Genomic DNA, 12,512 nt, shown 5'->3' with positions numbered 1-12,512 from the left:
TGTTGATATGTGGATAAACCCTGTTGATAAGGTGTGCTTATCTTTGGGATAGCGTGTGCATAAAATTTTCAATGAAACATCTAGGCACATGATGATCTTCTGCACTTTTCAACAAAACTTCTGAAAACTAGTTTGTTTTTTCACCCAGATTGTGACAAACCTCTCTTTTTTCTCGGGATATGATAGGAGCAGTTGTTTTGATAGAGCTGCTAGATTCTAAGAAAAGCGGAGGGATGTTCAGTGGAGAAATTAAAAAGCTGGTTGAGCGTATGGTTTGGTTTCATGATGAATGTGCTTGTGAACCCTGGTGTGATGATGAAGCAGCAAGGGTTTCAGGCGGCCGCGGCGGATGCCGGATTTTTTCAAGTAGTGAAAGAGAGAGAGCTGGAAAAGCTGGCAGAAGAACATAAGAAGAAACGCAGGGCAGAGAAGCGGTTGACTCAAAGTCTGATGATGCTTGAAGAGAAGACGATGCGAGAGGCGCGTGCTGGTCCGCTTTTACCTTTACAGAAAAAGTGAAACAGGGTAAAATCCCACATAAGAAATGTTATCTGCTGGGAGAGGATACCCCTTGAAGATATATAAAATATTGAATAACAACGCAGTGGTTATAAAGGAGGGCGATCAGGAGAAAATTGTGATGGGACCCGGAATTGCTTTTCAGAAGGGGAAAAATGACGTCGTTCCTCTTCAAAAAATAGAGAAAATCTTTGTTGTGCGTGAAGAAAATGAGAAATTCAAACAAATTCTTGCCACATTGCCAGAAGCGCATATTGAGGTGGCAGAGCATATCATCAGTTATGCAGAAGGTAAACTCATGATGCCGCTCAGTGATCACATCCACATATCACTGACTGATCATTTGTCCTTCGCCATTGAACGTCTTCAAAAAGGCATTGTGTTATATAATAAATTGCTTGGTGAGATCAAAGTCTTATATAAGCAGGAATATGAGATTGGAAAGTATGCCATTCGTTATGTAAAGGAGCGGCTTGGGGTCGAACTGCCGGACGATGAGGCAGGATATGTGGCACTTCATATTCATACGGCCAAAATGAATACGGAGTCCATGAAAAAGACTGTGAAATATACAACGATGATTAAAGAAATGATCGAGCATATTGAAAGCTATTTTCAGCATTCAATTGATGAGGATAGTATTTCCTATCAGCGGCTTGTGACACATTTGAGGTATGCATTAGGCAGGTTGGAATCGAATGAGGCATTTCAAATCATGGACGATGACATGCTGATTTTTATCCAAACAAAGTATGATACGGCTTACCGGTGTGCACTTGGACTCGCTGATTTGTTAAAAGATGAATATGGACTTCATCTCCCTGAATCGGAGATCGGCTACATCACGCTGCATGTCCAGCGTCTGCAGGAAGCCGAATTGGTTTAATTGTGATGCCTGCATGCAGGCTTTTTTTTATGCACACTACTCTTATTAGTGTATATGGGTCATTGGATTTGAAAAAAGAGGTTGACGCATGTCACAGTCTTATACTATGATGAAAGCGTCATCAAAATTTGATATCGCGGGATTGTGACTGTTAGGCAGGCAAGACCTAAAATTTGCGTAACGAGGGGACGTGTATGTCCTTTGCTCGTTGGTGAATTTTAGGTCTTTTTTGCTTTAAAAAAGGAGGAGACATCATGGATTATCAAAAAACAGCCAAAGAATTAACAAGTCTGTTAGGCGGCAAAGAAAATGTCATCAGTGCCACGCATTGTGCAACAAGACTCAGATTGGTGGTGAAAAATGAGGATTTGATTGACAAAGAGGCCATTGAAGAACTTGAAGGAGTGAAGGGGGCTTTCTCGAGTTCAGGGCAATTTCAGGTGATTTTTGGAACTGGATCTGTCAACAAAGTGTATGAACCATTTGCTCGTGAGACTGGTCTCGAGACAGGCGACGAGAAACAAAAGCCTGTCAGCCATGATGAAGCAGTGAAACAAAAAATGAATCCACTTGCGCGTTTTGCAAAGACGTTATCGAATATTTTTGTACCGATCATTCCAGCAATTGTGGCAAGCGGTTTATTAATGGGTCTCTTAGGTATGATGAAAGCCTTCAAATGGGCTGACCCAAGCTCTGCGGTCTTCCAAATGCTTGATATGTTCTCAAGTGCAGCCTTTATCATTTTGCCGATTTTAATTGGGGTCAGTGCAGCGAAAGAGTTTGGCGGAAATCCATATTTAGGAGCCGTCATTGGGGGAATTATGATTCACCCGAATCTGCTTAATCCGTGGGGATTGACGGAAGCAAAACCAGAATATATGCATTTATTCAATGTTGATATTGCTCTTCTTGGTTACCAAGGGACGGTTATTCCAGTGTTATTGACCGTATATATCATGTGTCTTGTTGAGAAGAATTTAAGAAAAGTGGTTCCGAACAGTATTGATTTACTTGTGACCCCATTTGTGACGGTGATTGTAACTGGATTTGTGACGTTTATTGCAGTTGGACCGCTTGGAAGAATGCTTGGTACAGGAATTTCGAATGCGCTGACGCTTATTTATGACCATGCAGGGTTCTTAGCAGGACTCATTTTCGGCGGTGCTTACTCTTTAATTGTGCTCACAGGGGTTCACCATAGCTTCCATGCGATTGAGGCAGGATTGCTGAATGATATTGGACGTAACTATTTGCTGCCAATTTGGGCAATGTCCAATGTCGCGCAAGGCGGGGCAGGATTGGCTGTCTTTTTCTTAGCCAAGCGTGCAAAAACAAAAGAAATTGCCCTTCCTGCTGCCTTCTCTGCTTTTTTAGGAATTACCGAGCCTGTTATATTCGGTGTAAACCTTCGCTACCGTAAACCATTTATTGCGGCGATGATCGGAGGCGCATTGGGCGGGGCATTCGTCGTTTTCACGAAGGTAGCCGCCAATGCTTATGGTTTAACAGGCATTCCAATGATTGCGATTGCAGCACCATTCGGTGTTCAAAATGTGGTCAATTATGTGATTGGTATGTTAATCGCTGTTGCTGTTTCATTTATTCTCACCATCATTTTTAAAGTAAAAGAAGTCGAAAAATAATCAAGGGGTGGTCACAGTCATGACAACAACTGACGCAGCACTTCGTCAAAAGATAGCAGAACGTATTCGAAACTATGAGCATTTGGTTAAAAAGGATGTGTACCGGCAGCAATTTCATTTAATGCCGCCAGTCGGTCTTTTAAATGATCCGAATGGGCTGATTCAGTGGAAAGGAATTTATCATGTTTTTTATCAGTGGCAGCCATTCAAAACGGGACATGGTGCAAAATTCTGGGGTCATTATACGTCGACAGATCTAGTGAATTGGCATCACGAAGAAGCCGCTCTTGCCCCAAGTGATTGGTTTGATCAAAACGGCTGTTATTCTGGCAGTGCATTTATAGACGATGGGCAGATGTACGTGATGTACACTGGAAACGTTCGGGATGAACAAGGGAACCGTGAGACGTATCAATGTTTAGCTGTTTCAGAGGATGGCATTCACTTTGAGAAAAAAGGTGTCGTGGCAACGCTGCCGGAAGGTTTCACTGCCCATTTTAGAGATCCAAAGGTATGGAAGAGAAATGGTCAGTGGTACATGGTTCTTGGTGCACAAAGCTTAGACCTGAGAGGACACCTTGTTTTGTTTACCTCTGATACGTTAGAGAAGTGGACGTTTCAAGGCACGATTGCAGGCAGTGGAAAGAATGGTTTAGACAATTTCGGCTATATGTGGGAATGTCCAGACCTGTTTGAATTAGACGGCCGGGATGTATTGATTGTGTCACCGCAAGGGCTCAAGCCGGATGGTTTAAAATATCACAATACACATCAATCAGGCTATTTTGTTGGGAGATTGGATGATCATACCTATCAATATACACATGGAGCGTTTGAGGAGCTGGATCGCGGCTTTGACTTCTACGCGCAGCAAACCTTTTTAGACGAATCAGGCAGACGTCTTTTAATCGGGTGGATGGGGGTGCCTGATCAAGGAGAAGAGCATCATCCGACGATTTCTTATCAATGGATACACTGCCTCACGATCCCGAGAGAGCTCCGTTTAGATGATGACGGACATCTCATTCAAAAACCAGTAAGTGAACTTCAATCCATGCGGACCAATGAACAAGAGCATGTTTTTCATATTAAACGTTCTGTTCATTCTATCCCTGTAGATGATATTACGAGCGCAGAGGTATTCATTGATCAAATTGACACACAGAAAGGGTTTGAATGCTGTATCCGTGCAGCTGCACGGATCATCTATGATAAAGAGGAAGGGAAGCTGACATTAGAACGGGATCGATTTGAAGATCGATCAAAAGAAGTTCGTGAAGCGGTCATAGAGGAATTACACGACCTGCATATCTTTATTGATGCATCGTCGATTGAGATTTTTGTAAACGGAGGCCGAGAAGTTTTTACTGCACGTTACTTTCCTTCCCCGGGAAATAAATCGATCTCCATCAGTGGAAGAAATGAAACAAAGCTGACATTGAAGACATGGCATTTACAAAAAGAAGCAGGTCGTTGATCCGAACCCTACATGTGATGATTAATATGATGTGAAATTAAAAGTAACCAAAAACAGCACGTCATATAAAAAAAGGAGATTCAGAGCCGTCTGCACGATTGATAGGAAGGCTTGATGTAGAATACATTTCTCTATCAGATAAGCGAGGTGCGGGAAATTGGGTACCCCAATACCGCATCCTCATTTTATTCCACTGTCATAAGTGGAATTTTTATTTTCATTGTTTTTTTGCCTTTGGACCAATGGTAATCACAACGTCTACATATCCCTCGCCATCAATTCCATTATATTTTCCGGAAAACGATCGTTTCCCATTTGCTTCACTGTTCGTTTTACTTTATCTGCTGTTCTTTATAAAAAAGGTTTACTTTATTAAGTATGAGTGATAACATACATTTAAATTGTTGGTAATAAACATTACTTTTATATAAAAAATAGTAATTTTTATTACATGAGATAAATCATAAAAATTTTTTGAGGTGCGTGATAATCCTTTGGGGATAAGGATTGCGTCATTCATTTTATTTTTTGAAAGCGCTATCTTATTGGTTTGTGTATGGAAATGAACTACTTAGTTGATTGTTTCCACTATCCAAAAAGAAGAGGAGTGTATGTTGGTCAGTGATTTAGCACAGTGGTTGGATGTTATCAAGGCATGTAAAGAGAATGCTATTGTTAACAATTAAATAAACGAATCTATTATATCAATATGAAGTTAAGGGGTGTATTTGCATGGGAGTATGGAATTTTAAAGGCGGTTCTATTTGGTCAGAAAAGGGATTCATTCCAAATAAGTCTACAAGAATAACAGTTACTCATGAGGATGATAGGGATATTCATTTATCTGAATCTAGCGTAATTGTACCAGGACTAGTCGATTTTCATTGTCATTTATGGGCACCTGGAGCGGAGATTGGTGTGAAAGATAAACAATATCTCTCCTCAGGAGTAACGACAGTTGGGGACGCAGGTACTTTTGGCTATGACGGATGGGAGGAAGCAAATCGTTATTGGGAAAAGAGCCCATTAACAGTTCGTTCTTGGTTATCAGCCTTACCAGAAGGGCTAACCAATCATCCCAACCCTAACCCAACCAAGCCAGAAAGTATTTCGTTGGATCGAATTGTTGAAGTTGCATCTTTAGCTGATGATCGTTTATTAGGAATTAAGATTCGCTTAGGTCAGGTGGACGTAACGACTGACCGGTCTTTATTACGCTTAGCAAGAGAAGCAGCCGATCGAACTGATTTACGAATGATGGTTCATTTAACTGAAACTAAACTAGATATTGAAGAGGTAACACAATATTTTAATAAAGGGGACATTCTCACTCATCCATTTCAAGGAAGGGATGGAAACGTGTTAAATACTGCCGGGAAGGTAAAAAAAGAATTTCTAGATGCAGTAGAAAGAGGGATAGTATTAGATATCGGTCACGGTAGAAAACACTTTAATTGGAATGTTTTTTATAAATGCTTAGCTGAAGGAATTAAACCAGATACGATCAGTTCAGATTTAACAAGCGCGTCATGGAGAAAATACCCTGTTTATAACATGAGCTACATCATTTCTAAAATGATTGTAGGTGGACTGTCTCTAGATGAAGCTTTTAGAACCGTTCTGGTAACAGCTCCTAAATTGTTAGGAATTGACGATTTTACTTTTACTCCAAATAACCTTGTGGTTCTGGATTCTACTTCTACCGAGACTGCTTTTCCCGATGTAGATGGAGAAACTGTGTTAGGTAACATTAATTATCAACCGAAACACTTAATATTTAACGGTATACCAGATATTGAGAGCGTTTCTAGTTGGAAATAAACGTTTTTTGACAGATATATTTCATTTTGTTCGCTGTCTTGAGGAAACAACAGAAGGGTAAATGGAGATACTCTTACACATCTTACAGAACCGTAAGAGTATCTCATTATTTTTTAGATAAATGTAAGCGTTATCAAAATTTCTTTTTAAAAGGAGGAATTTGATTGGAAAATTCTCAATTGAATTTCGAAAAGAAGACGATTCGAAAGGTGACACAAAGAATTATCCCGTTACTATTTTTACTCTATATTATTTCTTATCTAGACAGGGCAAATGTGGGATATGCTGCATTGGAAATGAATGAAGCACTAGGACTAACAAGTAAAATGTTTGGTCTTGTGACAGGTGTTTTTTTTATTGGTTATTTTCTCTTTGAAGTACCAAGTAATATTTTAATGCAAAAATTTGGGGCAAGAGTTTGGATTACTAGGATACTCTTTACTTGGGGAATTATTTCTATGGCAACTGGGTTTGCTCAGAATGCTACCCAGCTCTATATCATTAGATTCCTTCTTGGAATAGCAGAGGCAGGTCTATTTCCAGGTATTATTCTATACCTTACTTATTGGTTCCGAGCTAAAGAAAGAGCAAGTACAATTGCGATGTTTATGACAGCAATCGCCGTTTCTTATATTATAGGAGCTCCCGTTTCTACTTTAATTATTGATCATATTCATTGGATGAATGTGCCTGGATGGCGTTGGATGTTTATTATCGAAGGCGCCCCTGCTGTTATTTTAGGATTTGTTACATATTTCTACTTAACAGACCGGCCAGAACAAGCAAAGTGGCTAACAGCCGAAGAAAAAAATTGGTTGATTTCAGAATTAAGAAAGGACGAGGAGCTACGAGAAAAGAAAGGCCAACAAACCTCTAGTCATAAGACGGCCTTGACTGATCCTAAACTGTGGTACCTCGCCTTAATTTACTTTGTATATACTGCAGGTACACTGGGTGTTGGATATTGGATGCCCCAAATTATTAAAGGCTTATCTAGTTATTTATCAAACACCCAGATCGGCTTCATTGCTACAATCCCTTACATTATTGCTTCAATCGTCATGAATTACTGGTCAAGACGCTCAGATCGCACTGGTGAAAGACGTATGCACACAGCTTTACCATTACTCGTAGCTGGTTTAACGTTACTCAGTGTAGGAATGGTATCCAATCCATTTATTGCAATGGTTTTCATCACCATATCATTGGCAGCCATGTATTGTTTTAAAGGTCCTTTTTGGTCATTGCCCACTATGATATTGAGTCCAGCCACAGTAGCTGTTGGAATTGCAGTCATTAATTCAATTGGAAGTCTAGGAGGTTTTGTTGGCCCTTATGCAGTTGGATGGCTAAAAGATGCTACAGGAAAAATGCAAGCCGGTTTGATTTTCTTAAGTATTATTTTAATAATAGCTTTCATATTAGTATTAGCGATGAAATTTGAGCAAAAAAGAACTGCCTTCAAGAGTCAGAAGGAAATAGGGGAAATCCGGCTTGAAAAATAATTTGTCTACAATCTGAGCAGATCAATGATCTGCTTTTTTCTAGTGAAATCAGCCTGTATCTTAAGGTCTATATCGTGTATATACAAGGTTGGCCTAAAGCGGTTTGATGACGTTTTACATATATGATAACAGGTGGAATTATGGTATCATTTTAAAATATATACAGCTGAGGCTGACGTTTATCCAAATGCGGTAGGACAAAAAAGGGGTTGTTTACTTGAATTCAAAACAGCAGCCGACGACTAGAAAACGCTTGGAGACAATGGCAGATCATGTTGAAGATAAACGTGAAGAATATAAAGAATTGCTCATTCAAGTTCAATCTATTCTCGGTGAACCTTCTTTAGAGCAGGAAGAAGTGAAAGAGAAGCTGACAGATACGTATAAACAAATGAAAGAATATGCTTTATTTGTTGAATCCATCGAAGCCTTTATTCGAAAAATGGCGAAAGAGTCCGATCAGCAAAAATAGGCATTCATGTATTGATAAAAGAGTGTACTCGGTTGCGGGTATGCTTTTTTGTTCCGGTCAGATTATTCAGAAATTTAAATGAAAGCGTTGACATTTTTATTGTCATGATAAATAATAAATAAAAATTCATCTGAGCATGTACAGGAGGAACGATATGAACCATACAACCAAGAAATGCCTGATCACCTTTATGATTATCCTATTTTCTATGAGTTTTCTTTTTCCTTCCATTTCTTCTGCCCGAAATCATACGTCGTATGCTGCATCAACTGCTTCAGTCCCGTCTGGTCAATATTATCGTTCACAAGAGGTAGCTCTGCATTCTCACGTTCAAAAAGCTTCTCTTTATTACACAACAGATGGCAGCCAGCCGACAACTCAAAGTCAGTTGTACAAAAAGCCCATACATATCGAAAAAGATACGACTTTAAAAGTAAGCGTTTACAAGAAAAACCACCGCCTTTCCACGTCTACATACAATTATCGGTTTGTCACACGAGAGGACATTGCATCATCTTTTTTATCTTTCGAATACAAAGGAATGCCTTATCGGCTGTATATTCCAAAAAATCGTAAGAGGGGTAAAGCCTATCCTCTCGTCCTGTTCTTACATGGAGGCGGTGAGAGGGGAACAGACAATCAAAAGCAGTTACTTGCGAATGATGGTGCAGTTTTATGGGCTTCCCCTGAAGTCCAAAAGAAACATCCTTCGTACGTATTAGCCCCTCAGGCGCGAAATGCTGTGGATGGAGGCTTTGCATTAACAAGAAATTTGCAAAATGAAATCGATCTGACAAACGTGTTTCAATTTTCACCGGATTTACACAAAGCTTATGATGTCCTTCAGCATGTGTTAACTTCTTATCAGATTGATCAGAAAAGGATTTATGCGACGGGTTTATCACAAGGTGGATTTGGCACGTACCAGTTGAACATCACATATCCTCGTTTGTTTGCAGCGATGATTCCTATTGCGGGGGGTGCAGATCCAAGCAAGGCAGGAATTTTAGCACACAAGCCGATATGGGCATTTCATGCAGAAGATGATTCCATTATCCCTATCAGCTATGCGAGAAATACAATTCAAGCTATTCAAAAAGCAGGCGGCCAGCCGCTTTATACGGAGTACGCAAGCAAGTATGAATATGACCATGCATCATGGACGCCTGCTTATGAGACGCCAGGCTTAACCGATTGGCTGTTTGCACAGAGACGCAGCTTTCGATAAACAAAAAACCGATTCACCTACTAACAAGGCGAATCGGTTTTTTTCTGTTTTATTTGTCAAAACGATGAGCAGAATGCTTTGTTGGTCCGATGTATTCGTTTAGCTGGAAAGAGCCTTTGATGGCAGCAGTGATGAATTCTTTTGCTGCATAAATGGCTTCTTTCACGTCTGATCCATTCGCTAGTTCAGCTGTGACTGCTGCTGAGAATGTGCAGCCTGCGCCGTGTGTGTATTCTGTGTCGATTTTATCTGTTTCAAGGCGTTCGAAGGTTTGTCCATCATAAAGCAAATCGAGGGCTTTGTCCTCGCTTAGCTTACCGCCTCCAGTGATGACCACATATTTAGCACCAAGTTCGTGAATGCGTTTTGCTGCTTCTTCCATTTGTTCAATCGTTTTGATCTCGCCAATTCCGCTTAATTGACCTGCTTCGAAAAGGTTAGGTGTAATAACGGTTGCCAGTGGCGTGAGCTTTTCGCGCAATGCTTCCGCGTGCTCTGGGTAAAGGACTTCGTTCGCACCCTTACAAACCATAACAGGATCAATGACGACATTTTTTAGGTCGTATGTTTTGATGGTGTCAGCTGCAAGCTCGATCACGTCGACGGTTGGGAGCATACCTGTTTTCAGAGCATCTACACCAATGCCTTCAACAATGGTAGAGAGCTGCGCGCGAATCGTCGCCGTATCAATTGGAAACACCTGATGATCCCAATGATTATGAGGGTCCATTGCAACGACAACGGTTAAAGCTGTCATCCCGTAGACGTTTTTTTCTTGAAACGTTTTTAAATCTGCTTGGATACCTGCACCGCCGCTTGAATCCGAACCTGCGATGGTGAGTGCTTTATTCATAGACATAGTTGCTGAACCTCCAATGTGATGTGTAACAGTTATTGTTCTATCCCTTATTATAATCAGCTTTTCCATTTATCACAATGAAACGGCATAAAAAAGCGTTCCTCTCTTCGGAACGCCTTTCTTTCTTACCTTTTACAAATCACCAATTTCCCTTTTTTCAGTTCGTCTAAAAGGGTTAAAGCTAACTTTTGATCGGCGCCAGCTGACATCATTTTGGCCATCAGTTCATCATCCCGGGTGCGAATGACATTGGCAACTTGATCCAAAATCCCTTGATCGACCGCAGTCATGCTTTTGGCGTCTGTATACTCCGTTACGGTATCAGAGCGTTCTGGGTCGTATGCAAAAACAAAAACAGCGTCCTTTGTTGGACCCGGTGAATGAAAGTGGTCGATGGCCTCTTTCGCTTCTTTACTATTCTCAGCCGTGATATATTCCATGATCATCACTCCTTTTCATCAAAAATTCCCATTTTCTCATCAAATCAAACCGCCTTTTATATCATGAGAAGAAAGTCAATTTATGTTTTAATGGAAAAAGACGAATCTATTAAAGGAGTAAGCTGCATATGAAGATTTCCTTATTAATTGTGACACATAACCGGCTCAGCGCATTGTGTGAGCTGCTTGAATCCATTTCAAGACAAACCGTACAGCCTTTTGAAATTGTGGTCGTCAATGATGCAGGAGAGCGAGTCGACAGCATTCAGGAACTTTACCCTGAGCTTCCGATCCGCTTGATTCATTTAGATGAGAATGTTCAGCATGTGAATGCCAGAAATGTGGGGGTGCGGGAGCTGACAGGCGACGTCATCATGCTGAGTGACGACGATGATTACTTCACACCTTGTCATATCGAACGCATGAGCAAGGCGTTGGAAGATGCCGATTTTGTCTTTTCTGATGCAGAAATTGTGTCGTTTGAAGAAAAAGGCGCGACCCGTTTTCCACTGTCGAGACGTTTGTTTGCTTATACAGCGGACATTGAGGATATGCGTGTCTTTTCTACATATGTTCCTTCCGGCAGTATGTACAAACGCTCTATACATGATGAGATTGGCTATTTTGATCCAGCGATGCATCATTATTGGGACTGGGACTTCTTTTTGCGTGTATCACAGCATGCCCGAGTCAAACGAGTACCGGCTGCCAGCGTGATCTATGCGTTTTTTGACGGCGGTGGAAATCAGTCTAGTGATCTTGGTGAAACAAGGAAGAACTACCTAGATGATTTAAGTGAAAAGCATGATTTAGGCGACCTGCCAACAGCGAACTTTGCTATATTATTAGAAGAACCAGCGATGAAAAAACGAGAATCAGAGAGTGAGATTGTGTGGGATGGAAAACCGATGATCTCCAGACTAGCGCAGCAAGTAGAAGGAGGAAAACCACAATGAAGCCATTTTTAAATGATAGCTGGTGGGCTGTGATGAAAAGTGAATTTGAACAGCCATATTATCAGGAATTACGAGAATGGATGAAGGAAGAATATCGCACGCAGACCGTTTTTCCAAAACCAGATGACGTGTATCGTGCCCTTCATTTGACGTCATATGAAAAGGTCAAAGTGGTGATTTTAGGACAAGACCCTTATCATGGCCCAGGGCAGGCACATGGATTAAGCTTTTCTGTTCAGCCAGGCGTCAAACACCCGCCATCTTTGAGAAATATTTTTCAAGAGCTAAAGGATGATCTTGGCTGCCCTGTTCCAAACCACGGCTCACTTGTCAGCTGGGCAGAGCAGGGTGTGCTGCTCTTAAACACTGTGCTGACTGTGAGAAAGGGCGAGGCGAATTCGCATAAAGGCAAGGGCTGGGAACGTGTGACAGACCGCGTGATTGATGTGCTGAATGAACGTGATCAGCCCGTCGTTTTTGTGTTATGGGGAAGACATGCTCAAAACAAGAAAGAACGCATTGATCAAAACAAGCATTACATTATTGAGTCACCTCATCCAAGTCCTTTTTCTGCAAGAAACGGCTTTTTTGGCAGCCGGCCGTTTTCAAAGGTAAACACGTATTTAAAGCAAATGGGATTCGAAGAAATCAATTGGTGTATCAAGGATATTGAATGAAAATAGGACGAGGGGAGAGCCCCTTCGTC

12 protein-coding genes are annotated in these 12,512 nt (G+C 41.0%); 10 read left to right on the top strand and 2 right to left on the bottom strand.

The features are described 5' to 3' along the window. Window positions 1-240 precede the first annotated feature (240 nt). From AC3WTB_RS08830 to AC3WTB_RS08795, 8 genes are all read left to right on the top strand, one after another. Window positions 241-519 carry a hypothetical protein gene (locus AC3WTB_RS08830; protein WP_492333600.1) on the top strand — a complete coding sequence of 93 codons (279 nt, stop codon included), beginning with the start codon at window positions 241-243 and terminating at the stop codon, window positions 517-519. A 52-nt stretch (window positions 520-571) separates the two neighbouring features. After that, window positions 572-1,405: a PRD domain-containing protein gene (locus AC3WTB_RS08825; RefSeq protein ID WP_492333599.1), complete on the top strand. Its 834-nt coding sequence runs from the start codon at window positions 572-574 to the stop codon at window positions 1,403-1,405. A 254-nt stretch (window positions 1,406-1,659) separates the two neighbouring features. Then, complete coding sequence (locus AC3WTB_RS08820) at window positions 1,660-3,048, top strand: sucrose-specific PTS transporter subunit IIBC (protein WP_492333598.1); 1,389 nt, start codon at window positions 1,660-1,662, stop codon at window positions 3,046-3,048. A 19-nt stretch (window positions 3,049-3,067) separates the two neighbouring features. After that, the gene (locus AC3WTB_RS08815) at window positions 3,068-4,525 is read left to right on the top strand and encodes a sucrose-6-phosphate hydrolase (protein ID WP_492333597.1); all 1,458 of its coding nucleotides are present in this window, start codon (window positions 3,068-3,070) and stop codon (window positions 4,523-4,525) included. A gap of 732 nt (window positions 4,526-5,257) precedes the next feature. Further along, window positions 5,258-6,346, top strand: a complete 1,089-nt coding sequence (locus AC3WTB_RS08810) for an amidohydrolase family protein (RefSeq protein ID WP_492333596.1) — start codon at window positions 5,258-5,260, stop codon at window positions 6,344-6,346. Between the two features lie 164 nt (window positions 6,347-6,510). Further along, window positions 6,511-7,851 (top strand): MFS transporter, encoded by a 1,341-nt coding sequence (locus AC3WTB_RS08805; RefSeq protein ID WP_492333595.1) that lies wholly within the window; start codon window positions 6,511-6,513, stop codon window positions 7,849-7,851. A 217-nt stretch (window positions 7,852-8,068) separates the two neighbouring features. Next, window positions 8,069-8,323: a hypothetical protein gene (locus tag AC3WTB_RS08800; RefSeq protein ID WP_041087697.1), complete on the top strand. Its 255-nt coding sequence runs from the start codon at window positions 8,069-8,071 to the stop codon at window positions 8,321-8,323. Between the two features lie 154 nt (window positions 8,324-8,477). Beyond that, window positions 8,478-9,551 (top strand): chitobiase/beta-hexosaminidase C-terminal domain-containing protein, encoded by a 1,074-nt coding sequence (locus AC3WTB_RS08795; RefSeq protein WP_144468062.1) that lies wholly within the window; start codon window positions 8,478-8,480, stop codon window positions 9,549-9,551. Window positions 9,552-9,600: 49 nt separating this feature from the next. Here AC3WTB_RS08795 and AC3WTB_RS08790 read toward each other — a convergent pair whose 3' ends face one another. Together AC3WTB_RS08790 and AC3WTB_RS08785 are read right to left on the bottom strand one after the other, a co-directional pair. Then, window positions 9,601-10,410, bottom strand: a complete 810-nt coding sequence (locus AC3WTB_RS08790; protein WP_341084847.1) for a bifunctional hydroxymethylpyrimidine kinase/phosphomethylpyrimidine kinase — start codon at window positions 10,408-10,410, stop codon at window positions 9,601-9,603. Window positions 10,411-10,535: 125 nt separating this feature from the next. Beyond that, window positions 10,536-10,850 carry a general stress protein gene (locus AC3WTB_RS08785; protein WP_492333594.1) on the bottom strand — a complete coding sequence of 105 codons (315 nt, stop codon included), beginning with the start codon at window positions 10,848-10,850 and terminating at the stop codon, window positions 10,536-10,538. A 128-nt stretch (window positions 10,851-10,978) separates the two neighbouring features. On the opposite strand from AC3WTB_RS08785, the gene AC3WTB_RS08780 reads away from it, so the two are divergent. Both AC3WTB_RS08780 and AC3WTB_RS08775 read left to right on the top strand, forming a co-directional pair. Further along, window positions 10,979-11,806 carry a glycosyltransferase family 2 protein gene (locus AC3WTB_RS08780; protein ID WP_492333593.1) on the top strand — a complete coding sequence of 276 codons (828 nt, stop codon included), beginning with the start codon at window positions 10,979-10,981 and terminating at the stop codon, window positions 11,804-11,806. Then, the gene (locus AC3WTB_RS08775) at window positions 11,803-12,483 is read left to right on the top strand and encodes a uracil-DNA glycosylase (protein WP_039182328.1); all 681 of its coding nucleotides are present in this window, start codon (window positions 11,803-11,805) and stop codon (window positions 12,481-12,483) included. Before AC3WTB_RS08780 ends, AC3WTB_RS08775 begins: the two co-directional genes overlap by 4 nt. The last annotated feature ends 29 nt before the right edge of the window (window positions 12,484-12,512 follow it).

It is taken from the genome of Bacillus sp. EB106-04-04-XG123 (genome assembly GCF_058791855.1).
The sequence above is the reverse complement of the archived record's forward strand: the minus strand, read 5'-3'. Positions and strand labels throughout refer to the sequence as shown.

Bases quoted from the DNA above. Each gene is read 5' to 3' on its own strand.
- AC3WTB_RS08820 (WP_492333598.1), top strand. From the start codon at position 1,660: ATGGATTATCAAAAAACAGCCAAAGAATTAACAAGTCTGTTAGGCGGC.
- AC3WTB_RS08815 (WP_492333597.1), top strand. From the start codon at position 3,068: ATGACAACAACTGACGCAGCACTTCGTCAAAAGATAGCAGAACGTATT.
- AC3WTB_RS08810 (WP_492333596.1), top strand. From the start codon at position 5,258: ATGGGAGTATGGAATTTTAAAGGCGGTTCTATTTGGTCAGAAAAGGGA.
- AC3WTB_RS08795 (WP_144468062.1), top strand. From the start codon at position 8,478: ATGAACCATACAACCAAGAAATGCCTGATCACCTTTATGATTATCCTA.
- AC3WTB_RS08790 (WP_341084847.1), bottom strand. From the start codon at position 10,410: ATGTCTATGAATAAAGCACTCACCATCGCAGGTTCGGATTCAAGCGGC.
- AC3WTB_RS08785 (WP_492333594.1), bottom strand. From the start codon at position 10,850: ATGGAATATATCACGGCTGAGAATAGTAAAGAAGCGAAAGAGGCCATC.
- AC3WTB_RS08780 (WP_492333593.1), top strand. From the start codon at position 10,979: ATGAAGATTTCCTTATTAATTGTGACACATAACCGGCTCAGCGCATTG.
- AC3WTB_RS08775 (WP_039182328.1), top strand. From the start codon at position 11,803: ATGAAGCCATTTTTAAATGATAGCTGGTGGGCTGTGATGAAAAGTGAA.